The sequence below is a fragment of the Roseovarius salincola genome, assembly GCF_026891095.1.
Lineage (GTDB): Bacteria > Pseudomonadota > Alphaproteobacteria > Rhodobacterales > Rhodobacteraceae > Roseovarius > Roseovarius salincola.
The window spans coordinates 14,041-38,110 of the sequence record NZ_JAPTNL010000012.1; the positions used below are offsets into that span (position 1 = coordinate 14,041).

Genomic DNA, 24,070 nt, shown 5'->3' on the forward strand with positions numbered 1-24,070 from the left:
CCCCTCATTAGAAGCGGCGCGAGATGCAAACAGGAGGGGCCGGTCATGGGCTTCAAGATGGGGATCGTGGGCCTGCCCAATGTGGGCAAGTCGACGCTGTTCAACGCGCTGACGAGAACCGCCGCCGCGCAGGCCGCGAATTTCCCGTTCTGCACGATCGAACCCAATGTGGGCGAGGTGAACGTGCCCGATGCGCGGCTGGACACGCTGGCCCGGATCGGCGGTTCCGCCAGCATCATCCCCACCCGGATGACCTTCGTGGACATCGCCGGGCTGGTGAAGGGCGCCTCCAAGGGCGAGGGGCTGGGCAACCAGTTCCTGGCCAATATCCGCGAGGTCGACGCCATCGCCCATGTGCTGCGCTGCTTCGAGGATGGCGACGTGACCCATGTGGAGGGGCGCGTCGATCCGGTCGCCGATGCCGAGGTGATCGAGACCGAGCTCATGCTCGCCGATCTGGAATCCATCGAAAAGCGCCGCGCGGGCCTTGTGCGAAAACTGAAGGGCGGCGACAAGGAAGCCGCCCAGCAGGAACGCCTGCTGGCCGCCGCGCAGGCCGTGCTGGAAGACGGCCAGCCTGCCCGCATGGTCGAGATCTCGGAGGAGGACCAGAAGGCCTGGAAGGGGCTGCAACTGCTGACCACCAAGCCGATCCTCTATGTCTGCAACGTGGACGAGGGCAGCGCCGCCAGCGGCAATGCCTTTTCCGAACGCGTTGAGGCGATGGCGGCCGAACAGGGTGCCGCCAGCGTGGTCATTTCCGCCCGGATCGAAGAGGAGATCAGCCAGCTCGACGCCGAAGAGGCCGAGATGTTCCTCGAGGAGATGGGCCTTGCCGAGGCCGGGCTCGACCGGCTGATCCGCGCGGGATACGAGCTTTTGCATCTTGAGACCTATTTCACCGTCGGCCCCAAGGAGGCGCGCGCCTGGACGATCCCGACCGGCACCCCGGCCCCCAAGGCCGCCGGCGTCATCCATGGCGATTTCGAGAAGGGCTTCATCCGGGCCGAAACCATCGCCTATGACGATTTCGTCGCCCAGGGTGGCGAACAGGGCGCCAAGGAAGCGGGCAAGATGCGCGCCGAGGGCAAGTCCTATGTGGTCAAGGACGGCGACGTGCTGCACTTCCTGTTCAACACCTGAGGCCGCCCGGGCGGTGGCGGTGGGGGCATTCACCGCCTGCGCCGCTGCCCGGAAAATTCCTGAAATTTCGCCTTGTAAAGCTTGCACCTGCCCGGCTATACGCGTCGGCGGAGACGTGGCCGAGTGGTCGAAGGCGCTCCCCTGCTAAGGGAGTAGGCCCGGAAGGGTCTCGAGGGTTCGAATCCCTTCGTCTCCGCCATAAATAAAATCCAAGTCACTGAAATGTATGAATTAACATGTATTTTTGTGTGCGTGGATACAGTTTCAGATACATTTCATGCCAGAGCAAAAAGTCACTTTGCTTCTTACCGGAGATAAAATCGAATCTGCCCTTTTCAGTTTAAGAAAATGTCGGCAGCTCGGGCGCATTCTGTCGAGAGTCTTGGGCCGTGTCCATGGACGGGCAGCGTTCACTGCATAAGGCGCTCTCGGATGAAATCCGCCCAAAATTCCCTTGGCAGCGAATGACTCGATGCAGCCCAACTCGAGATGCATTTTGGGATTGTCTCGCTCGAAGCGCAATCTTCAGGTCGGGTGGATTCCGGTCCTTCTCTGCACGTGCGAACTCAACCTTGCCAGAACGTGGAAGCAGACACTCAGCCAGGCTCACGCCGCCGAACCACGGGTGAACCACAAGGAAGGGCGGAATCCGGTCATTCGCTGCAGCGGTTAACCCGACCTGTAAAACGGGGTACTCGGACGTTGTCCAGTGCAGGCGGTTGCGCACAGCTCTTGCGACAGGGGGACGTTTGCACGTGTTGTGTGCTTGTCATCAAATGATCGTAAGCAGGGGTTCATATGACGAGCAAGGCAGGACCCGATGAAAGATTTTAAATCCGAGCGATCCAGCACAGACGACACTCAGCCCAGTGACTATCCGCAACGGCCCCTTCGCAAGAAGCTGGCGACCGTCTCATTTGGTGGCTCGCCTGCCTCGATGCAGGCCATGTGGAGTGATTGGGCCGTGCATTTCGCGATGGCACCCGACCTGCAACTCGACATGGTCAAGTCGGCAAGTGAGAGCTGGCTGCAATGGGCGCGATATGTCTCGATGGGTTGCCCGGATGACCCGGATCTGAAACCCACCGAACCAGCGAAAACTGACCGTCGGTTTCGAAGTGACGGATGGCGCCAACCTCCTTTCGCGGCGATGGCGCAAGGATTCTTGTTGTTCGAAGACCTGGCTGATCAGGCGACGCGAAACGTTCCCGGACTTGAACCGTCCAAAAAAGATTCGGTGGCCTTTGTCACGCGGCAGATTCTTGACGCCATGGCGCCGTCCAATTTCCCGGTCACGAATCCGGACGTTTTGGCCCGAACCTTGGCGACGGGCGGGGCGAATATCCATCATGGCCTGGAACGCGCATTTCGCGATATCAAGGACGGGCCGCACCCCGCCGGAAACAGCCAGGTCGGCAAGACCGTGGCGACCACACCAGGCAAGGTGGTGTATCGCAATCATCTGATCGAGTTGATCCAGTATGAGCCAACCACCGACACGGTGCATCCCGAACCCGTGCTGATCGTGCCGGCGTGGATCATGAAATATTACATTCTCGATCTCAGTCCCGAGAACTCTCTTGTGCGCTACCTGACCGCGCAGGGTTTTACGGTGTTCATGATCTCATGGCGCAACCCCACGGCAGAGGACGCGCATTATGGGATGCAGGATTACCTCGACCTCGGGCCGCGCGCGGCTTTGGACGTGATCGAAGGCCAGACAGGGGCCAAGAAAATCCACAGTGCCGGGTATTGTCTGGGCGGTACGCTTTTGTCGATTGCGGCGGCGGCCATGGCGCGTGATGGCGATGACCGGCTGGCTAGTATGACGCTCTTTGCCGCGCAGACGGATTTCAGCGAGCCGGGTGAGCTTAGCCTCTTCATCAACGAAAGCCAGGTGTCGTTCCTTGAGGACGTGATGCATGAACAGGGCTATTTGGACGCAAGCCAGATGATGAGCGCCTTTCAGATGCTGCGCTCGAACGACCTGATCTGGTCGCAGATGGTCCGCAAATACCTGCTTGGCGAAGACGACGCGCCGATGAATGACCTCATGGCGTGGAATGCCGATACCACGCGCATGCCCGCGCGCATGCATTCGGAATACCTGCGGCACATGTTCCTGAACAACGATCTTGCGGCGGGGCGCTATCATGTGGACGGGCATCACGTGTCGCTGCGGGATATCCGGCTGCCGGTATTTGCGGTTGGCACCGAGACCGACCATATCGCGCCGTGTACATCGGTCTTTAAGATTCACGCGCTAGGGCATGCCGATGTGACCTTTGCCCTGACCAACGGCGGGCACAACGCCGGTGTGCTGTCCGAGCCGGGCCATAAGCACCGCCATTACCGTATCCATACCGTCCGGGATAAGGACAAGGCCTTGTCGCCCGAGGATTGGATGGAGATGGCGCATGTGCAAGACGGAAGCTGGTGGCCGGCCTGGGCGTCTTGGCTGGCCGACAATTCCGGGGCCAAGGGCAAGCCGCCCAAGATGGGCAAAGCCTTGGCCGATGCGCCCGGCACCTATGTGTTTCAGGAGTAATCCGCATGTTGCCACGGAATGATTTTCTTAAAGGCAAGGTCGGTCTTGTCGTTGGTGTCGCCAATGAACAGTCCATCGCGGCGGGATGCGCCGCGGCCTTTCACGCCTCGGGTGCGCAACTGTGTTTGACCTATCAGAACGACAAAGCACGCCTCTTTGTGCAACCGGTTGCCACTATGGTCGATGCCGAGTTGTTCCTGCCTTTGGATGTGACCGACATGGCCCAAAGCGATGCGGTGTTCGCCGCGATCAAAGAGAGATGGGGCAAGCTTGATTTCTTGCTGCACTCCATTGCCTATTGTCCGCGCGACGATCTGCATGGGCGCGTTGTCGACTGCTCTCAACAGGGGTTTGCGACGGCCATGGATGTTTCGGTGCATTCGCTGATCCGGCTTGCCAAGCGCGCCGAGCCGTTGATGGCGGATGGCGGCACGATCCTGACCGTGTCGTATCACGGGGCCGAGAAAGTGGTGGATCACTACAATATCATGGGGCCGGTCAAGGCCGCGTTGGAGGGGACAACCCGCTATCTGGCGGTTGAACTTGGCCGCAAGAAAATCCGCGTGAACAGCCTTTCGCCGGGGCCTTTGGAAACCCGCGCGGCCTCGGGCATAGATCATTTCGACATGTTGATAGATGATGCGCGCACCCGCGCGCCCTTGCATCGCCTGACCACCATCGGGGAGGTGGGCGCGATGGCGGCCTGTCTGGTGTCGGATTTTGCCAGTTCGGTCAGTGGCAACACGGCTTATATTGATGGAGGGCATCATATTGTCTGATCCCGAACTGCTTGGGTTTATCGAGAACCGGCCGTTTGATGAGATCAAACTCGGCGACTCGGCCGAACTGGTGCGGACGCTGACCGCGCAGGACATCGACGCCTTTGCCGTTGTGTCCGGGGATGTGAACCCCGCCCATGTGGATGAAGAATTCGCCGAAGGTGATATCTTTCACAAGGTCATCGCGCACGGGATGTGGGGTGGTGCCCTGATCTCGAACGTTCTGGGCACCCAATTGCCCGGCCCCGGCACGATTTATCTTGAACAGTCTTTGAAGTTCCTCAAGCCGGTCGGTGTCGGCGATACGGTTGTCGTGCGCGTGGAAGTGACAGAGCGCGACGAGGAAAAGCACCGCCTGACCTTGGCCTGCACCTGCACGAACGGCGATGGAAAGCCCGTGATCGAGGGCGTGGCCCGCGTCATCGCGCCGGACCGCAAGATACGCAGGCCCCGGATGACCATGCCCGATCTTGTCCTGCACAAACACGGCAAGGCCCATGGCGAAATGCTCGCCCGTGCGCAGGCGCTTGACCCGATGGCCACGGCGGTTGTGCATCCCTGTAACAAAGCCTCGCTTGAAGGGGCGCTGCAGGCCCGAGACCTTGGCGTGCTTGTCCCGATCCTCGTGGGCCCGGCGGCGCGCATCCGCAGCGTGGCAGAGGAAAACGATCTGGACATCACGGGGCTGGAGATCGTCGACACGCCCCACAGCCACGCCGCAGCAGAGGCGGCTGCCGATCTGGTCCGCACCGGTGCGGCGCGCGCCCTGATGAAAGGCGCGCTGCATACCGACGAGGTCATGTCCGCCGTTGTGTCCAGGACCGGCGGGCTGCGCACCGAGCGCCGGATGAGCCATGTCTACGTGATGGATGTGCCGACCTATCCCAAGCCGCTGATCATCACCGATGCCGCGATCAACATCGCACCTGATCTTGAGACCAAGGCCGACATCATCCAGAACGCCATCGACCTGGCCCGCGCCGTCGGCAACGACCTGCCCAAGGTGGCGATCCTGTCGGCGGTCGAGACTGTCAACGCGCGCATGCAATCCACGATCGAGGCCGCAGCCCTTTGCAAGATGGCGGATCGCGGGCAGATCACCGGCGGGCTTCTGGATGGTCCCCTGGCCTTCGACAACGCGATCTCGATGCGTGCTGTCGCCACCAAAAGCATCGTGTCGCCTGTCGCGGGGCAGGCCGACATCCTTGTCGCGCCCGATCTTGAGGCGGGCAACATGATCGCCAAGCAATTGATGTACCTGGCCGGGGCTGAAGCCGCCGGTGTTGTTCTCGGCGCGCGTGTGCCGATCATCCTGACCAGCCGGGCGGATGATGCCAAGACCCGGCTCGCCTCGGCCGCGATTGCCGCGCTCTACAGCGCGGCCCAACGCCCGTGACGGGGCTGTTAACGCGCAATGCCGGGTCGCCCTCTCTCAAATTCGGCCGTTAGGACAGCGCGCCGGAACCGCTGCTGCGCGTGTCCAGGCAGGTGGATGGCATTGGCGCGGCCGCGCGGTTGATCTTTCCCGGCGCGGTTCAGGCGGCCCCTCTCGCCGTGATCGATGGGGGGGCGATCAACCCAGATCGTCTGCCGAAATCAGCAGGGTTCGGCACGCGCTCCCGATATCGTGCAGTATAGCGCCGGAGTGACCCGGTATGAACGTGATTCCTGCATTCATCCGAAGATCGAAACCGACAGCATGAGAGGTGCCGGGGGCAATCGTGACCGGGTGCCCGGCAAACTGCCCCGTGATCATGCGGTGAACATGCCCGCAGGCGATCTGCACCGGGCCATCGTGGTCCCGCAACAGGCCCTCGAATCCCGGATTGGGGGCGAGGCCGATGGCATCCATCGCGGATATCCCCGTATCAACGGGCGGATGATGCATGAAGATCAGCACGGGACGGTGCCGCAGATCGCGCAGCGTCGCCTCCAGCCACGCCAGCGTCGCATCGGTCACTGCGCCATGGGCAGCCCCTTCAACCAGCGTATCAAGGCCCAGGATGGTGACATCGTCCAGATCCTCGCGCCAGTTGATCGGGCCGTGGTCGGGCATCCAGCCCTCTTGCGCCGCAAAGGCGCGCATCGCCTCGCGACAATCATGATTGCCGGGGATGGCGCGCCATGGCAGCGCCACCTCGGCCATGATGTCGCGCAGGTGGTCATAGGCCCCCTTGCATCCCGTCTCCGTCAGGTCGCCCGAAATCACCAGCCGCTCCACCGGGCCGATGGCCGGCAACAGGCCCGCCAGCCCGGACAGCATTTGTCGGAGCGCCGCCGCCGTGTCGATGGCGTCTTGGAAAAGCTGCCCTTCGGGCATGATGTGCAGATCGGAGATTTGCAGGATACGGGTCATGGTGTCCTCATTTCACGCCTGCGGTCAGGAAGGCCTGCACGAATTGACGCTGGAATATCAGGAAGCAGATCAAAAGCGGTGCGATCACCATGACCGTGGCCGCCGAGATGACCGAGATATCGACGCCGTTCTCGGGCGCGCCGAAAAGCGACAGGCCCACCGTCAGCGGCCGGGTGGAGGGCGAGTTGGTGACGATCAGCGGCCAGAGGAAATTGTTCCAATGCGTCGCCACCGAGACAAGGGCATAGGCCAGATAGGTGGGGCGCGCGGCGGGCACATAGACCCGCCAAAGTACGCCCAATGTGCCGCAGCCTTCGACGCGGGCGGCCTCATCGAGATCCTTGGGGACGGATTTGAACGCCTGCCGCATCAGGAAGATGCCAAAGGCCGAGGCCATGTAGGGTGCGCCGATACCCATAATACTATCGAGCAGCCCCAAGGAGGCCGCGACCCGGTAGTTTTCGACAATAAGCACCTCGGGCAGGATGAAAAGCTGCATCAGCACGAGGATGAAAAGCGCATCGCGCCCACGAAATACGGTCTGGGCGAAGGCGAACCCGGCCAGCGTGCACAGCAGGAACTGCCCTGCAAGGATCAGCGAGACCAGCATGAAGGTGTTGAGGAAATACCCAAACCACGGCGCACCGGCCCAGGCGGTGCGGAAATTGTCGAGCGTGAGCGGCGCGGTCAGCCGGAAATTCACCGCATCGCTGACATCGTGAAACGCCGCCCAGAATGCAAAAAGCAGCGGCGAAATCCACAGAAGAGCCAGAAGGATCGCGGCGGCGGGTTCGATATAACGGATCATCGGTAATGCACCCGCCGGTCAAGAACGAGGAACTGGAATGCCGCCAGCGCCCCCATCAGGGCCAGCACCAGCACAGTCATCGCTGCGGCTGATGGTCTGTCGAAATAGGCAAACGCGTTCTCCCAAATGTAGTAGAGGATCAGTTTTGAGCTGTCGGATGGGCCGCCCTTCGTCAGGATGAACAGGTGGTCGATCAGCTTGACCGAGTTGATCATCGCGTTGACGAGGATGAACAGCGTGGTCGGCATCAGGAGAGGCAGCACGATCCGGCGGGTATAGGTCCAGCGGCTTGCCCCCTCGATCTCGGCGGCCTCTTTCAGGTCAGGCGGGATGGTCTGCAAAGCGGCAAGGTAGAAGATCATGAAGAACCCGGCCTCTTTCCAGATCGTCACCACGCAGATCGCCCAAAGCGCGGTTTCGGGCTCACCCAGCCAGTTGACCGGCTGTGCTCCGAACAGAGCGCCGATCTGGTTCAGGATGCCGAAACTCGGCGTGTAGAAGAACAGCCACAGGTTCGCCGCCGCGATCATCGGCAGCACGGTGGGCGTGAAGTAAGCGGTGCGGATGAAGCTGCGCGCAGGCAGTTTCGAGTTGGCCCAGAGCGCCATGATCAGCGCCAGCGCTATGGAAGCCGGGATGGTGACAAGCGCGTAGAGGAGGTTGTTACCCGCCACCTGCCAGAAGGTCGGATCCTCGAAGAGGTATCGGTAATTCTCAAGCCCGACGAATTCCGCCGGATTGCGCCGGGTGCCGCGCGACCAGAGCGAGGTCACCATGGTGGCCAGCGACGGATAGAAGGCAAATGCCGTCAGCATGATGAGCGCGGGCGACAGCAAAAGCCAGCCGTGCAGGGCGCGGCGGCGGCGTTCCAGTGTGAAGGCGTCGGTCATGAGGGTCTCCACGGCCGGGCCGGCTCCAGGAACCGGCCCGGCACAGGGCATTGCAGGCGCTTACTTGTAGGCGCGCAGTTGACGTTCGGCGGCGGCCTGCGCCTCGGCCAGTGCTTCTTCGGGGCTCTTGTCGCCGGTCAGCGCAGATTGGATCGCGGCATTCAGGCCGTCACGCACACGCGCCGTCTCAAAGGTCGAGAATTCGGCAACGGCGTGCTCAAGCTGATCGCGCGCCACGAGGGCGGGCGGGAATTCAGCCGTGTAGGCCTTGAGCGCCTCGGTCTCATAAGCGGCGGGCGAGACACCCATGTAGCCCGTCTCGATGGACCACTTCGCGGCTTGCTCGGGCGCGGTCATGAACTTGATGAGTTCAAGCGCGGCCTGTTTTTCCTCTTCGGTGGAGTCCTTGAAGAGGTAGAAATTGCCCCCTCCGGTCGGCGAGCCAAGACGCTCCTGCCCGGGCAGCATGGCAACGCCGAAATCGAACTCGGCATTGTTCTTGACCGCCGTCAGGTTGCCGGTGGAGTGCCACATCATCGCAGTCTCACCCTCGAGGAAGGCTTGGCGCAGCGTGCCCCACTCCACGGTGCCCTCGGGCATGATGCCATGCTCGGTGGAGAGCGACTTCCAGTATTCGAGCGCCTCGATGGTATCGGGATCGTCGAAGTAGGTGGTCAGCCCGTCGTTTGACATCAGCTCCTGACCGTTCTGGATCCCCAGCGCCTGGAACATCCAGTAGGGATAGCCCGTCGAGGGGATCATCAACCCGTGATGGTCGTCGCTCGTCAGGGCTTTGCCCATCTCCACCAACTCGTCCCAGGTGGTCGGCGCGTTTTCCGGATCGAGCCCCGCCGCGCGGAACATGTCCTTGTTGTAGTAGGCGACGATGGTCGACCGCTGGAACGGCACGCCCCATGTCTGGCCCTCGATCTGGCCGTTGGCCATGAGCGCGGGGTAGAAGCTGCTCAGCCAGTCCTGCTCCGCCTCGGTCTCGATGACACTCTCGAAGGGCACGATCAGGTCTTGCTCGATCAGGTCATAGGCATCGATGGAAAACATCACGGCAAGCTGCGCCGGTTCGCCGGATTCGAGCGCCGCAAGCGATTTGATGCGCGTGTCATCATAGTTGCCGGCGTAGATCGCGTTGACGGTGATGTCGGGGTTTTGCGCCTCGAAATCGGCGACGATCCCATCGACCACTTCGGTCAGCGCGCCGCCGACGGCGATGGGGTAATACATGGTCAATTCGGTCTCGGCCACGGCCGGATTGACGAGCGCGGTGGAGGCCGCCAATATGGCGGACACAGCAGTGAAACGGGTCATTTTGAGAGGTCCTCTTTGACTGTTCGGGTTGAAGTGGGGGCCCTATGGCCATCCTTGGGCGCGGGATTTTGGCGAATGCGCGCCTTTGGATTCTGCTGCGGCTCCTTTTCGAGGCTTCCGGTGACGGAGTCGAAAAGGAGCCGGTTTTCCTTGGGGATCATGACACCGACCGTCTGGCCGGGCTCAAACTTGGCCGGGCCCGGCAGGATCGCAGCCAGCCCTTCGGCGCCCGGATGCGAAAGCGCAAGCCGGGTTTCGCCGCCCAGATACTCGAAATCGTCGATCCGTGCGTCAAGATCGCCTTGACCGGCGGGCACAAGCGAGACGGTCTCGGGACGCATGCCTATGGTAAAAGCGCCCTCTTGCCCAAGCGCGGCAGCTTCGATCAGCGACATCGGCGGATCGCCTATGAATTGCGCGGCGAAGGTGCTGGCCGGGCGCGCGTAGAGATCGGATGGCGTGCCGATCTGTTCGATGCGGCCCTCCCGCATCAGCACGACCTTGTCCGACAGGCTCATCGCCTCGCCCTGATCATGGGTCACGTAAACCACCGTCAGCGCCAGCTTGCGCGCCAGCGTCCGGATATCCCGGCGCACCGAGTGGCGCAGCTTGGCATCGAGGTTCGAAAGCGGCTCGTCCATCAGGCAAAGCGGCCGCTCCGCCACCGCCGCGCGGGCCAGCGCCACGCGCTGCCTTTGGCCGCCCGAAAGCTCGGAGGGTTTGCGCTGCTCCAGACCTTCCAGCCCTGTCATGGCAAGCACCTCTGACAGGCGTCGCTCCCGCTCGGCGCGCGATATCCGCCGCACCTTCAGTCCGAAAGTCACGTTCTCGGCCACGCTGAGGTGCGGAAAGAGCGCGTAGGACTGGAACACCATCGACAGGTTGCGTTGCGCGGCGGGCAGAGCTGTCACGTCGCGGCCATCAATCGTGATGCGCCCTGCCTGCGGCTGTTCGAGCCCCGCGATCAGGCGCAGCATCGTGGATTTGCCGCAGCCCGAGGGGCCGAGAATCGACAGGAAGGCGCCCTGCTGAAGCTCAAGGCTGATATCTTGGACCCCGCCCTGTCCGTTCCATTGCCGGGTGAGGCTGTCGAGGCTCAGAAAACTCATCAGTTCTCTCCCGCGATGATCAGCCGGTCGTCAAGCGAGTCCAGCAACCCGGCAAAAGGCGCGCCGGGCGCGGCTTCGGTCACGACATGGTCGGCCTCGTCGAGGTGACCGCCGACCGCCGGGGCGCGGCGACCGAATTTCGAGCTATCCGCGACGAAAACGGATTGTCTGGCGTTTTCCTGTGCCTGGCGGCGGATGCGCACCTCGGGGGCGTGGAAATCCAGCAGGGAGCCGTCGGTGTCGATCCCGGCGGCCCCGTAAATGGCGAAATCCGCGCGGTAGGCCCCGAAAAGCTCTTGTGCCAGTGGCCCTAGAATATCCCGATCAGGCAGGCGCAATTCCCCGCCGGGAATGACAATCCGCGCACCGGGTGCCTCGGAAAGGGCCATCGCCGCGTTCAGGTTGTTTGTGATGACGGTCAGGCCCTCCCGCTCGGCCAGCGCGGCGGCAACCACGGCCGGGGTCGTGCCGATGGAGAAAAACAGCGTGGCCCCGTCTGGGATCAGCCCCGCGACCTGGGCCGCGATCCTCTGCTTGGCCGCTACATTCAGCGAGGTACGCGCCGAATAGGGCAGGTTCGAACTGCCTTCGATGAATTCGGCCCCGCCGTGCAGGCGCCGCAATTTTCCCTGCGCGCAAAGCGCGTTGATATCGCGCCGGACGGTATGGGCGGAAACGTGCAGGGCAGCTGCCAGTTCGTCCACCATGACCCGCCCGCGGGATTGTGCCGTTTCGAGAATCGCCGATTGTCTGTTCATCCGGTGCCCCCTGCGTGCTCTTATGAGCACAAATTATGACGACTGAATGAAATCAGTGCTCATAAAAGCACCGCATGTATCGGCTCACTCTGCAAGCCGCATCGAATGTCGGCAATGCGGGCTGCCGCCGCAGCATCTCAAAACCACCTCGAATGACGTGTGTGGATGGCTCCTGCATTGCAAGCGTTTTTGTGATTGCGACGGTCTGTCAGTACAGTCGTGTGTCCGGCCTGTTTGCGCGGCGGTCGCCACTGGCCCTGATGAGTTCCGCAAGCAAGGTTCCTATCGGCTAAACGACCTCTGAAGGCCGGGACATTCGTCGGAGTGTTCTTGCTTTTGGTTGACTTCGTTTCGGATCATCACATCAAGCGTCTTGCATCTCTTGGCAGGTTGGTCCGATCAGGCGACCGGCTGCCGATATTCTTCACGTTTCGTTAGAAGTGCCCAGATGATCCGGGCGGATTTGTTCGCCATGGCAACGGTCGCGAGCCGGAATGGCTTCTCGGCCAGCATCTTGGCGGTCCAAGTGTCGGCTTTCTCTGGCTTGTTCTTTGCCATCAGCGCCCGTGATGTCATTCCGACGATCAACAGCTTTCTGATATACCGGTCACCCTTCTTGGTAATCCGTCCAAGACGTTCCTTTCCACCACTCGATTTGTTCAGGGGTGTCAGCCCCAGCCACGCCGCCAGATCGCGTCCGGTCCTGAACTGTCTTGCATCTCCGATGGTTGCGACGATGGCAGACGCCGTGATCGGGCCAATCCCGGGCATACGCATCAGCCGCCGGGCATCGGCGTCCAGCCATGCATGTTGTTCGATCAGCTTCGTTAGCCCGTCGATGCGAGCATTGAGGCCGTTCAATTGATGACACATTACGCCGAGAATACCGTCTGCAATCTCTGGTATCTCCAAGCGCTCTTCGGTGCCGAACTCACGGGCAAACTTGGACACCGCCTCAATACCGGTGGGCAAGACATGCCCGAACTCCCGCAGGATACTGCGGATCATGTTCACGACCTGGGTGCGCTGGCGCACGACCAGATCCCTCGCACGATGGATTGCGAGCACGGCCTGTTGGTCGTCAGACTTGATCTCAACAAACCGCATCGTTGGGCGGCGCACAGCTTCGCAGATCGCTTCGGCATCGGCCGCGTCCGTCTTGCCGCGCTTCACGTAGGGTTTGACATAGGCTGCAGGCATGAGCCGAACGTCGTGGCCTAACTTGCGCAGCTCGCGACCCCAATGATGGGCTGATCCGCACGCCTCCATGCCCACAACACAACGCGGCAGTGTCTCAAAGAATGTCAGCAGTTTTGCGCGCTTGATCTTCTTGTTGACGATCCGGCGTCCCGTCGCGGAGACGCAGTGAACCTGAAAAACATCCTTGGCCAAATCCAAGCCTACGGTCTTTACTGTCATTGGATGGCTCCTTTCCTTGCAGTCGATGACAACTGCACTTTGGCACGTTTGATGCCGGTGGAGCAGGAGCCATCCACCTCATCCACTTTGGGCCGTTTTGGGAAGGTTTCACGGCACGACCGGCTTCTGTCGTTGTGGTTGCATGCCCGAACCTGGGGCGTTTATGAGCGGGAGACTGTTAGCATCCAGGCGCTGGCGAGATGCGCCAAGTGTCACCTGTCTCCACGGCTGGTGCCAACGAAGGTGTGGGTGGACATTAAATCCGCATTAGACAACTGATTTCATTATTATTTTCCGTAAATCTGGTACATTTTACCTCACGCAATATCAATAATTTAGCGGGTGCGCTGTAAACCGGTTCTTGATGGTTTCCATCGATTGATCGCTTGCGTTCTGCTCAGGATTGTATTCCCTGGGAGCATGACAAAGCTTGTGCTGCTACATAAGGCGAACTCTATTTATGACGACGAGCCTGATGTCGTCTACGACTTTCCGCGGAGCTACCTCACGGCTGTCCGAGAGGCCTTGGGCGACTGGATCATTTACTATGAGCCAGTGAAGGCTGGGCCGCGTGGGTATTTCGCGGTTGCAAAGATCGAGCAGGTGATCCCGAAGCCCGGGGTTGAGGGTCGCTTCCTCGCCATGATCGAGCCAGGCAGCTTCCTGCCGTTCGACACTGAAGTTCCAAGGCTGATCGATGGCAGCCCATTGGAACAGGCACTCACGGAACCAGATGGAACCCCGAAGAAGGGTGGCGCCGTGCAGCTCGCGGTTCGGCGTCTCCCGGATGAGGATTTCGCTCGGATCGTGCGATTGGGGCTTCCTGACGACCTCGAGAGGCAAGAAGCGACACGATACGATCCAGAGGGTTCTGAGGTGGCCGAGGAGGCCGGGATTTTCGAGCGTCCGGTTCTGGAACGTCTCACTCGGCGCCCATACCGGGATGTCGCGTTCCGCCGGAAGGTGCGTGAGGCTTACGACTACCGCTGCGCCATGTCCGGGCTGAAGCTCAGAAACGGCGGAGGGCGCCCGGAGGTGCAAGCCGCCCATATCCGCCCGGTAGAACATAACGGCAGCGATTCCGTGAGAAACGGGCTGGCGCTGTCAGGTACATTGCATTGGATGTTTGATCGTGGGCTGATCTCGGTCGCCGATGACAACGAAACAATCCTTGTGTCTCGCAACAAGGTGCCGGGTGATGTCGTCGACCGGCTGTTAAGCCCGGATGGAAAGATCTGGCAACCTGAGGACAAAAGAAACTGGCCGCACCCCGCAAATCTGAAATGGCACCGGGAGAACATTTTTGGTCAGATGGTTGCTGAAGGTTCCGCTCCGTGGGAATAGATATTAACCTGCCAGTATGAAAAACATAATTTCCCGCGGCATATCAAAGGCCCTTGGCCGAGGCCGCCCACAGCAGCCTGGAAAGGCCGAGGCTGATCCGCCGGGAATTGACAGTGTTCAAATGCCGCGGGAACAAACCAGAATCTTGTCGCGCTGTCTGTCGATTGATCTCGAGGTCGAACCCAAGGAAGCTCAGATATTCGCCTTTGCAGCCGTGCCGGAAGGCGATGGAGAGGGGATTGTTCATCGGCACGGTGACCCGAAGGCCGCGCTTGAAAAACTCGACCTGTTTTGCGCCGGTTTTGCACATGTCATTGGGCACAATATTCTGCGCCATGACCTGCCGCATCTCATGGCGGTCTCGCCGGGCTTTGCAAAGCTTGCGGATGGCCCGATTGACACGCTGTGGCTCAACCCCTTGGCGTTCCCGCGCAATCCCTATCATCATCTGATCAAACACTACCGCGATGGGCGGCTTCAAAGTGGTCACGTCAACGATCCCGAGTTCGACGCGCGTCTTGTGTTCGAGGTCCTTCGCAACCAGATCGACGCCTTCTTATCGCTGCACGCGTTGTCGCCAGAGACGGTGATGGCCTATCACTGGCTGTGCTGCCGAGGACCCGGTAGCGACGGTTTTGATCGCTTGTTCAGCGACGTGCGCGGGGCGTCCATCCCGACAGAAGCGGAAGCGCACGCGGCCATTCAGAAGCTTCTGGAAGAGGCGGCCTGCGGCGCGCAGGTGGGCGCCGTGCTCGAGCGGCTCTCGGACACCAAGCTGGGCTGGCCGATGGCATATGCCCTTGCCTGGATTTCGGTTGCTGGTGGGGATTCTGTCATGCCGCCCTGGGTGCGGGCGCAGTTCCGTGACGCAGCCCGGCTCGTCAAGGACCTGAGGGATACGAATTGTCGTGATCCGAACTGTGCCTATTGCGCAGAGCACAACGATCCCACCCGCGCACTCGAACGCTGGTTCGGCTTTCCAGGTTTTCGCCCGGAACCGGTCGACGAGGACGGATGCCCGCTTCAGGAAAAGATCGTGGCGACGGCCATGGAAGGCGACAACCTGCTGGGCATCCTGCCGACGGGCACGGGCAAATCCATCTGCTACCAGATCCCCGCGCTGTCTCGGTTCGACAAGACCGGGGCCTTGACCGTCGTCATATCGCCGCTTGTGGCGCTGATGGCGGACCAGGTTCAGGGCTTGGTTCGGGCCGGAATTTCCTCGGCGGTTACAATTAACGGGCTATTGTCTTTGCCCGAGCGTCAGGATGCGCTCGACAAGGTGCGGCTTGGGGATGCTGCGATCCTTTTGATTTCGCCCGAACAATTGCGCAGCACAACAGTTCGGTCTGTTCTGGCACAGCGCGAGGTGGGGCTGTGGGTGCTGGACGAGGCGCACTGCGTATCCAAATGGGGGCACGATTTCCGACCCGACTATCGCTACGTTTCGCGATTTATTAAGGAAAGCTCAGGCGACGAACCGGCTCCGGTGCTTTGCTTGACCGCAACGGCAAAGCCGGACGTCGTGCAGGACATCCGCAGTCATTTCAAAGAGCGGTTAGGATCCGAGCTGGCGTTGATCGACGGTGGCGCATCGCGCTCGAACCTAAGCTTCCAGGTGTTGCCAACGCAGCGGGCAACCAAGATGACCGATATCCTCGACACGATCGAGGCCCAGCTTCCAAGTGAGGGTGCGTCGGGGGCGGTCGTCTATTGCGCGACCCGGAACGCCACCGAGCGCGTGGCGGAGTTCTTAAAACAACAGGGCATCGCCGCTGACCGGTATCATGCGGGCCTTAGCGCCGATGACAAGCGTGAGATCCAGGAGGACTTCCGCGTCGGTAATCTGCGCGTAATCGCGGCCACCAACGCCTTTGGGATGGGGGTCGACAAGCCGGACATCCGTCTGGTGGTTCACGGGGACGTGCCGGGGTCGCTGGAAAACTATCTGCAAGAGGCGGGGCGCGCGGGACGGGACCGCGAGCCTGCAAACTGCGTCCTTCTGTTCAACACCGAAGACGTCGATCGTCAGTTCAGCCTCAGCGCGCGGTCTCGACTCGCGCGGCACGAGATCGGCGCGATCCTGAAGGCGCTTCGGCGCCTTGATGCACGGACCGGAAAAGGCGGTGAGATCGTTGCGACCCCGGGCGAGATCGTTCACGAAGAGAAAGATCGAGATTTCCTGCGAGACAGTCATACCGACGATACGCGGGTGAAGACGGCCGTCGCCTGGCTGGAAGAGGCGCACCTTCTGAACCGTGAAGAAAACCGGGTGCAGGTGTTTCCTGCCTCGCTCCGGGTAAGGAGCATGCACGAGGTCCGCGAAATCCTTGCATCCGCCGAGATCACCGAGCGGCGGCGGCAGGATCTGGCCGCCATCGTGCAGCATATCATCAACGCGCCGCAGGAAGAGGGCATCACCACGGACGAACTTTGCGGGGTCAGTGGGCTGACAGTGTCGGGCGTGCGCAAGGCCTTGGCGGATCTCGAAGCCCTGGGGATTGCAAAGGATGATACAAACATCACCATCTTCGTGCATGTGCGTGTCGAGAATGCCTCGCCGAAGCGGTTCGAAGCGGCATCCCGGTTGGAAGCCGACCTGATTGCGATCCTTAGAGAGCAAGCGCCAGACGCGGACATCAACGAGGCTTTGCCCTGCCATCTGGCCTTGGTGGCGCAGGCCCTGCGGGAGCAGGGACACGCCTCTGTGCGGCCCGACATTGTCGAGGGGTTGCTCCGTGGGATTGCGCAGGATGGCCGCGACATGGATGGCGGCAAAGGCAATATCGGCCTGCGCAAGGTGTCCAAAGGCAGTCTGATGGTGCGACTGCAAAGATCGTTGGCGGTAATCGAGCAGACCGCTCAGCTTCGCAGGCAGGCGGCAGAGCGGTTGGTTTCATACTTGATCGACAAGGTTCAGGCCGGCCTGCGTGGGAAAGATGTTCCTGTCGAGACCACGCTTGGCGACCTTCTTGCCGCGATCAACAGCGATGCGCTATTGCGGGCATCTGTCAACGACCCGTCAAAGCTGATGGACCGTGCGCTTCTGTGGCTACACGAACAGCAGGTGGTGACTTTGGGCAAGGGATTGTCCGTGTTCCGCTCGGCCATGACGTTGCACATCAATCCGAAAGGCGGTGGCTTTACCACCCAGCATTTCGCGCCGCTCGAAGACCATTACAGCGAACAGACCGTTCAGACCCACGTGATGGCGGCTTATGCCACCAAAGGCATCGACGATATGGATCAGGCCCAGCGGCTCGCACATGACTATTTCGCAATGGAGCAGTCCGACTTCATGAAATCTTGGATGCCAGGGAAAAATTCGGAGTACAGACGGCAAGCAACGCCCCAGTCTTACGCCGAAATCGTCGACAACCTGGGAAATTCGACACAAGAGCAGATCGTGCGTGACGACCGCGAGCAGACCAATGTGCTTGTGCTCGCGGGGCCGGGATCAGGCAAGACACGCGTGTTGGTCCATCGTGTTGCCTATCTGGTCAGGATCAAGCGCGAAGACCCAAACGGTATACTGGTGCTTGCCTATAATCGTCACGCGGCCGCAGAGATCCGGGAACGCCTGCGCCTACTGATTGGCGAAGATGCCCGCTTCGTGACAGTCTTGACCATCCATGCCTTGGCCATGCGGTTGGTTGGCGCGAGTTTCGCTGGACAGGCAGGGTCCGATGAACCTGATTTTGAGACGCTGCTGACCGATGCCGCACGTCTCTTGCGTGGCGATGGGCTGGACAAAGTCGAGGCCGAAGCGTTGCGAGAGACCTTGATCCAGGGGTTCCGCTGGATTCTCGTAGACGAATATCAGGACGTGGGGTCCGAGGAATACGCCTTGATCGCTGCGGTGGCCGGTCGCAGCATTGACGACCCCGATCAACGGATCAGCCTGTTCGCGGTCGGCGATGACGACCAGAATATCTATGCGTTTGCCGGTGCATCGGTGCGTCACATTCGGCAATTCGAACAGGATTATTCAGCCAAGCCGGTCTTTCTGACCGACAATTATCGCTCGTCGAAAAACATCATCAGCGCAGCCAACGCCGTGATCGAAGGATCTCGGGAACGTATGAAAACAGCGCATGGGATTACCGTTGACCAATCGCGGCGAAAGGACTTGGCCGGGGGTATCATGGAAGGCCTCGACCCGGTTGCGCAGGGGCGGGTCCAAATTCTTGGCTGTCCGGCCGGAAATGACGCTCAGGCCCTTGCAGCGGTCAACGAGATGCTCCGCCTGTCAAAACTTATCCCGGATTGGAGCTGGAAGGGCGCGGCAATCATTTCTCGAGATTGGCGCAAGCTTCTGTCGGTCCGCGACTTTGCCGAGGCGCATGGAATTCCTGTTGAAATGGCGAACGAGAACTTGCCAAGTGTGTGGCGCACCCGTGAGATGCAGACATTTATCGGCGGTCTGCGCGAGCGGCATGGGGCTATGGTCAGCTTGGGCAACCTGACCGAAACCCTGAATGCGATACCCGCAAGCCGTTGGACTGACCGGATCGGCGAGGGTCTTGGCCAACTTGCGCGTGAAGTTGATGGCAAATCGCTCCCGACCCCCGACGTGATCGAATGGTTTGCTGAATGGTCGAAGGATTCATGGGGCGAGCAGCGCGGCCTCAAATTGTTGACGGCGCACCGCGCGAAGGGCCTCGAATTCGACGATGTCGTGATCCTGGATGGTGGTTGGGAACGGCCCTCGCGAAACGAAGATCAAGACGCGCCGAGGCGATTGTTCTATGTCGCCATGACACGTGCGCGGCGCAATTTGATCGTCATGAGCAATGACAATCACGAATACCTTCCCACCGAGTCGCCTTCCGTGATCACGCGGCACGTGGTGCCCGACTTGGCGACGGTCCCTCGACCGCGCCGGTTCTTTCAATCGCCCGAACTGAAGATGGTCGACCTGTCATTCGCAGGACGCCAAGGTGATCGGCACATTGTTCATGAAGCGATCGCCGAAGCACAGGTCGGCGCGCCAGTCAGGCTCTCCAGTGTCGGGGATCGCTGGCAGATCGAGGATTCTCGAGGGCGGGTCCTCGGGCGGATGTCAAAAGCATTCGCGCCACCGATTGGCACGAAATTTGTCACCGGCGAGATCGCGGCCATTATACAGTGGAGTAGAGAGGATGCCGATGAGCGCTTTCATCACTTGCTGAAGCGCGCCAATTGGGAAGTCGTTGTCCCTGAACTGGTCTTCGAAGAGGTTAAGGGGGCTGAAAGGGTTTTCAGAAAGGATCATAACGGCAAGTAGGGGCGGTTAAGCGGTCGCGTTCGCTGCACTTGCGATGAAGGACCGCTCAGGGCTGGTCGCGTCGGCCTGACAAGCAGGGTCAGACGCATTGGGCCATACGCACAAGATCAGCTCTGACGGACGCGTTGATATGACCTGACCTGAATCGACGGTTCGACCTTGGCCCTTATGCCGTGAGGGACTATCTCGCCGCCATGAAGTTTGTAAACGGCGGAGCAATACTCGGCCACGGTAGCGACGGCATAGTGTTGTCGCGGGCGGCGTAAAAGTCGTCCACTTTTGCCCTTTCGGATTTCGGGAGGGCTTGGGGATATACACCGTGGAATTGTATTTGAAGGTGCGTCACGCTCATTTCCAGGATGGATTGAGCGGACGCCAGATTGCCCGGGGTTTTGGGATCAGCCGGGACAGTGTTGCGAGGATGTTGGCCTATTCGGAGCCGCCGGGATATCGGCGGATATCTGCGCCGCTGAAGGCGTAGATCACGTGCGTTACCTGGCTCGGCTGACCGAGCTGGAACTGATCGACCGGGAACGGCGCATGGTCGAACGCCGGATCAAGGCCGCAAAGTTCCCGGCGGTCAAAAGCCTGGACAGCTTCGACTTCAAGGCGATCCCGTCGCTCAACAAGATGATGGTGCTGGAGCTGGCGCGCTGCGAATGGATCGAACGCAAGGAGAATGTGATCGCGCTCGGTCCCTCCGGCACCGGCAAGACCCATGTCGCCCTCCGGCTGGGACTGGCTGCCTGCCAGAAAGGATTGCCTGTCGCCTTCGTGACCGCCGCCGCCCTCGTGCACGAGATGATGGAGGCCCGCGACGAAAAACGCCTCCTGCAACTCCAGCGCAAACTTGCCAAGGTCAAACTGCTGATCATCGACGAGTTGGGATTCGTCCCCTTGAGCAAAACCGGCGCCGAGCTTCTCTTCGAGCTGATCTCACAGCGCTACGAGCGAGGATCGACCCTGATCACGTCGAACCTGCCCTTCGAGGAGTGGACCGAAACCTTCGGCACCGAACGCCTGACCGGCGCGCTGCTGGACCGGCTTACACACCAGGTCAACATCCTCGAGATGAACGGCGAAAGCTACCGCCTCAATCAAAGCCGCGCCCGCCTCGCCGCCGCTAACAAATGAACCTCACAGTATTGGCCTGACGGCCAATGCGCCTTGGACCGGGCTTGCTATATGAGGGCCGCACGCTCCAAGGCGCTCGCGCCAAACTGGCCGGCTTTTGCTCCGCCCCAATGGCCGAATTTTACTCCGCTGATGGCAATGGTGCGCTTGGGTGGAAACCGTTTTATGCATAATGAGAGCATTAGCATTGGAGTAGCTGCAACCATGAACTTTCTAAAATCCACATCAGTTGCGTTGCTCGCAGGGCTTTCGGTTTTGACCTTTGCTCCTGTTGCGCAGGCGGATAGTTCAAACAAAGTGAAATTTAGAAGCAGTGTTACACTTAAGGTGGGTCAAGCCGCTATAGTTCATGGGGCCCGTGGTGAATGTGGGCAGCTGCCCAGCAAAGCTGATCTTGCAAGAAACAAGAGAAATCTGGATCCAACGTTAAAGACGGGTCACATTGTATTCGGCAAACTTGGTGTGCGCAAAAGTGGTGGTTGCAAAGGCCGGACCCCAGTTTACGAGACAATCTTTGTGGCGGACAGGCCGGGAAAAGAAACGGTTAAAATACATGGGGATACGGTTCGTATTACCGTTAAGTAAAGGCTCCCTTTTGCACATGTGCAGCGCTTCCACAAAGGACCGATTGTTGAACGCGCGCAAGGCGGAGGTACCCTGTTCGGGAAATACTTCGAGATTATGGATCGAGACCGCCGCCGCATTGCATCACGGGCGTCGCACCGAGTTTCCGCCGGCGATGATCGCGTTGATCAAATCCGCGACGGATCGGTGCTGTGCCATTTCGAGTTCCGTGCCGACGGCGTTCTGATGGGAAGCCGCGGCGTCGCGAAGAACCCCCACGATCTCGTGCTCCGGGAGCAGCCCGCGATCATTCATGGCAAGCAGGAGCGCCTCGCAAATCGATAGGGCGGCCTGGCCTGCGTGCTCGCTCGGAGTTGTCATGTGGATTTCCTTCCTTGGCACTGTGAACCGGTGGCAGGTGAGGTTCGAATGCATCCGTACTTCTCGCAGGAGTTGCTCTATGCTGGGCTGATCCAGAGCAGTGTCCGGGTCGATTTCCGCACTTGGGTGACGACAGGCCAGGAGGCCCGATGGCATCAGTTGAACATAGCCCGCTGACCCGCAAGCTTTCGGCCTTCGTCGCCCTGTCGGAGGCCGAACTGACCGTGCTTGAACGACTGCACCAGCGCCGCCGGTCCTTTGTAGCGGGGCGCGATATGGTGCATCAGGGCCAGACGGCTCGGGCCGCCTATATTCTGTCCGCGGGCTGGGTCTGTTCCTACAAGCTCCAGCCCGACGGGACGCGCCAGATCGTCGATTTTCAGGTGCCGGGGGATTTTCTGGGGTTGCGGAGCGTTCTCTTGCACACTTCGGACCATAGCTTCGAGCCCATCGTCGACATCGAGGCTGCCGAAGTGCTGACGAGCGACCTGCTGGAAGCGTTCGCCCAGACCCCTCGCCTGGCGACCGCTATACTCTGGGCCGCGTCAAGGGACGAGGCGATGGTCGTGGAGCATCTGGTCGGGATCGGAAGGCGCGACGCGGATGCCCGCATGGCGCATTTCCTGCTGGAACTGGGGTCGAGGCTGGCGCTGGTGGGCATGGGCAGCAAGGATGGGTTCGAGTGCCCGCTGACGCAGTATCACCTCGCCGATACGCTGGGGCTGAGCGCGGTGCACGTGAACCGCACCTTGCGGCAGCTCCGCGAACATGGACTGGTAACATTTCGGGACGGCCATGTGACGTTTCACGACTATGTCGGGCTGGCTGAGCTTGCCGAGTTCGATCCGGCATATCTGGACCAGACCGGGCCACTCCTGAAATAGAAGGGCCGCCCTCCGTTGCTCGGCAGGCGACCCCGGTGATCACGTCAGACGCAGGAGATCACGCGAGGGCGTGGGTCGCAGCGTCAAGTTCCTTGTTGGTCTCGGCGTCATTCTTCGCCGTGTTCGCCTTCTCGGCTGCCTGGTAGTGCTTCAGCGCCGCGTCCTTCTTCGGACCAGAGGGCGCCTTGTCCCATGTGGCTTTCACGGATTTCATCTTTTCGGCAGTCTTGTTCTGTTCGGGAGTCATTGGGATTGTCCTTTCCTGGACGTTCCGAGAATAAGAAGCGCGCTGAAATGTCGACCTTTTGGGGTTCGGCACGCCCGCGCGCTTCTCGGGTACTCGGAAATAGATGCACCACCAAATATTCGGTGGGCACATCTCAGCTAACCGATGTAACGGCCTCGCCGCACTGACGCAGGTTAGTCCCGGCGCCTGCGGCAGGTCGATTGTCTATGCGCTTCTCAAGTCACCGCAGTTTGCTGGTGGGAAATCCTCAGCCATTTGTCGTCATCGTTAAGATAGGTCGAGGCGCAGAGTGCCTTGTAGATTGGCACATCTGTTTTCTCTGCCGAGACCCGGTAGGTGAGGATGGCGATGTCACGACATCGCGTAACGCGCCGTTCGGCCATGACAACGGAGCGCCAGCCGGTCCGCTGTCGAAGATGGGTCCAGATCTGGTCACCCTCGAGAATGCCTGGCGGATAAGGGAAGACCATGACGGCGTTGGTCGCTGTCGTCGCCCGCGCGTTGTCGGCGCCACTGGTCCAGAAGTGCTCTTCCATGTCCCAGAGCACGCCCTGTTCGCGCGGCGACAGCGTCCCCGACTTGTGTGCCGAATGGGGTGGCTTTCTTGCGGGTTCGGTTAAGACGGTCATTCGACAGACCCCAATCCGCCTGCCATAAACATCTGAAACAGCACAAAGATGATCGCGAGTACCGCCCAGATTACGCCGCTTGTTCCCGGGCGGCCATCGGCCACCGTCGACGCGGCTCGCTTCAGGCTACTTGACGTCCGGGCTTCGGGAAGCAGCTGGCTCAAGTCTCTGGCGACGCGGCCATGATCGCTTGCGAGCGCGGGAACATCCCGAAATCGAGCAAGCAATGTCCCCAACCGCACTCGTGCGGCCTCGCGCTCCAGTGTAACCAGTTGAGCCGCTTCTTGCCATGGATCGAGGCCGAGGCGCGCGAAGGTTGAGAGAACCGTCACAACGTATCCGTTCCTGTCCTCGCCGACAGGCGCATATAGAAATCGATCGAACTCGGGCGGGTGCGGGTTGAGAAAATTGGGGTCGGCCATCGTGAATTCCATTCCTTGGTTACAGCGGCGTAAATCGTCCCTGTTTCCCCGTATGTACGCGCAGGT

Annotated in this window: 19 protein-coding genes, 1 tRNA gene and 1 pseudogene; 10 read left to right on the top strand and 11 right to left on the bottom strand. The window is 60.5% G+C overall.

Annotated elements, in window-relative coordinates; all coding sequences use genetic code 11:
* Positions 1-45 precede the first annotated feature (45 nt).
* From ychF to N5A93_RS13160, 5 genes are all read left to right on the top strand, one after another.
* The gene (gene ychF / locus N5A93_RS13140; RefSeq protein WP_268955561.1) at positions 46-1,143 is read left to right on the top strand and encodes a redox-regulated ATPase YchF; all 1,098 of its coding nucleotides are present in this window, start codon (positions 46-48) and stop codon (positions 1,141-1,143) included.
* Between the two features lie 109 nt (positions 1,144-1,252).
* Positions 1,253-1,342: transfer RNA gene (locus tag N5A93_RS13145), tRNA-Ser, on the top strand.
* A 621-nt stretch (positions 1,343-1,963) separates the two neighbouring features.
* Complete coding sequence (locus tag N5A93_RS13150) at positions 1,964-3,691, top strand: PHA/PHB synthase family protein (protein ID WP_268955562.1); 1,728 nt, start codon at positions 1,964-1,966, stop codon at positions 3,689-3,691.
* Positions 3,692-3,696: 5 nt separating this feature from the next.
* Entirely contained in the window at positions 3,697-4,470 is a 774-nt protein-coding gene (gene fabI / locus N5A93_RS13155) for an enoyl-ACP reductase FabI (protein ID WP_268955670.1), read from the top strand.
* A complete protein-coding gene (locus N5A93_RS13160) occupies positions 4,448-5,866 on the top strand; it encodes a bifunctional enoyl-CoA hydratase/phosphate acetyltransferase (protein ID WP_268955563.1) in 1,419 nt (472 codons plus the stop codon). The genes fabI and N5A93_RS13160 overlap by 23 nt, the downstream gene beginning before the upstream one ends.
* 177 nt (positions 5,867-6,043) lie before the next feature.
* Here the strand turns inward: N5A93_RS13160 and N5A93_RS13165 are convergent, their stop codons facing one another.
* From N5A93_RS13165 to N5A93_RS13195, 7 genes are all read right to left on the bottom strand, one after another.
* Positions 6,044-6,826, bottom strand: a complete 783-nt coding sequence (locus N5A93_RS13165; protein ID WP_268955564.1) for a phosphodiesterase — start codon at positions 6,824-6,826, stop codon at positions 6,044-6,046.
* A 7-nt stretch (positions 6,827-6,833) separates the two neighbouring features.
* Entirely contained in the window at positions 6,834-7,634 is an 801-nt protein-coding gene (locus N5A93_RS13170) for a carbohydrate ABC transporter permease (RefSeq protein WP_268955565.1), read from the bottom strand.
* A complete protein-coding gene (locus tag N5A93_RS13175) occupies positions 7,631-8,524 on the bottom strand; it encodes a carbohydrate ABC transporter permease (protein ID WP_268955566.1) in 894 nt (297 codons plus the stop codon). Before N5A93_RS13175 ends, N5A93_RS13170 begins: the two co-directional genes overlap by 4 nt.
* Before the next feature lie 60 nt (positions 8,525-8,584).
* A complete protein-coding gene (locus tag N5A93_RS13180) occupies positions 8,585-9,847 on the bottom strand; it encodes an ABC transporter substrate-binding protein (RefSeq protein ID WP_268955567.1) in 1,263 nt (420 codons plus the stop codon).
* Positions 9,844-10,956, bottom strand: coding sequence for an ABC transporter ATP-binding protein (locus N5A93_RS13185; protein WP_268955568.1), 1,113 nt, complete (start codon positions 10,954-10,956; stop codon positions 9,844-9,846). Before N5A93_RS13185 ends, N5A93_RS13180 begins: the two co-directional genes overlap by 4 nt.
* Positions 10,956-11,714 carry a DeoR/GlpR family DNA-binding transcription regulator gene (locus N5A93_RS13190; protein ID WP_268955569.1) on the bottom strand — a complete coding sequence of 253 codons (759 nt, stop codon included), beginning with the start codon at positions 11,712-11,714 and terminating at the stop codon, positions 10,956-10,958. The genes N5A93_RS13185 and N5A93_RS13190 overlap by 1 nt, the downstream gene beginning before the upstream one ends.
* A 399-nt stretch (positions 11,715-12,113) precedes the next feature.
* The gene (locus N5A93_RS13195) at positions 12,114-13,133 is read right to left on the bottom strand and encodes an IS110 family RNA-guided transposase (protein ID WP_268955570.1); all 1,020 of its coding nucleotides are present in this window, start codon (positions 13,131-13,133) and stop codon (positions 12,114-12,116) included.
* Between the two features lie 420 nt (positions 13,134-13,553).
* Here N5A93_RS13195 and N5A93_RS13200 point away from each other — a divergent pair, with 420 nt between their 5' ends.
* The 4 genes and pseudogenes from N5A93_RS13200 (at position 13,554) to N5A93_RS13215 (ending at position 21,462) form a co-directional block, all read left to right on the top strand.
* The gene (locus N5A93_RS13200; protein ID WP_268955571.1) at positions 13,554-14,477 is read left to right on the top strand and encodes an HNH endonuclease; all 924 of its coding nucleotides are present in this window, start codon (positions 13,554-13,556) and stop codon (positions 14,475-14,477) included.
* A 121-nt stretch (positions 14,478-14,598) separates the two neighbouring features.
* Positions 14,599-19,743, top strand: coding sequence for a RecQ family ATP-dependent DNA helicase (locus tag N5A93_RS13205; RefSeq protein ID WP_268955572.1), 5,145 nt, complete (start codon positions 14,599-14,601; stop codon positions 19,741-19,743).
* Between the two features lie 462 nt (positions 19,744-20,205).
* Positions 20,206-20,877: pseudogene (gene istB / locus N5A93_RS13210) on the top strand (IS21-like element helper ATPase IstB); the annotation flags it as partial.
* Between the two features lie 132 nt (positions 20,878-21,009).
* Positions 21,010-21,462, top strand: a complete 453-nt coding sequence (locus N5A93_RS13215; RefSeq protein ID WP_268955573.1) for a hypothetical protein — start codon at positions 21,010-21,012, stop codon at positions 21,460-21,462.
* Positions 21,463-21,585: 123 nt separating this feature from the next.
* Here N5A93_RS13215 and N5A93_RS13220 read toward each other — a convergent pair whose 3' ends face one another.
* The gene (locus N5A93_RS13220) at positions 21,586-21,822 is read right to left on the bottom strand and encodes a hypothetical protein (protein WP_268955574.1); all 237 of its coding nucleotides are present in this window, start codon (positions 21,820-21,822) and stop codon (positions 21,586-21,588) included.
* 149 nt (positions 21,823-21,971) lie between these two features.
* Here N5A93_RS13220 and N5A93_RS13225 point away from each other — a divergent pair, with 149 nt between their 5' ends.
* Positions 21,972-22,706: a Crp/Fnr family transcriptional regulator gene (locus N5A93_RS13225; protein WP_268955575.1), complete on the top strand. Its 735-nt coding sequence runs from the start codon at positions 21,972-21,974 to the stop codon at positions 22,704-22,706.
* Positions 22,707-22,764: 58 nt separating this feature from the next.
* Here the strand turns inward: N5A93_RS13225 and N5A93_RS13230 are convergent, their stop codons facing one another.
* From N5A93_RS13230 to N5A93_RS13240, 3 genes are all read right to left on the bottom strand, one after another.
* The gene (locus tag N5A93_RS13230; protein ID WP_268955576.1) at positions 22,765-22,953 is read right to left on the bottom strand and encodes a hypothetical protein; all 189 of its coding nucleotides are present in this window, start codon (positions 22,951-22,953) and stop codon (positions 22,765-22,767) included.
* A gap of 215 nt (positions 22,954-23,168) precedes the next feature.
* Positions 23,169-23,582, bottom strand: a complete 414-nt coding sequence (locus N5A93_RS13235) for a hypothetical protein (RefSeq protein WP_268955577.1) — start codon at positions 23,580-23,582, stop codon at positions 23,169-23,171.
* On the bottom strand, positions 23,579-24,016 hold the full coding sequence (locus tag N5A93_RS13240; RefSeq protein ID WP_268955578.1) for a hypothetical protein: 438 nt from the start codon (positions 24,014-24,016) through the stop codon (positions 23,579-23,581). Before N5A93_RS13240 ends, N5A93_RS13235 begins: the two co-directional genes overlap by 4 nt.
* Positions 24,017-24,070: the final 54 nt, after the last annotated feature.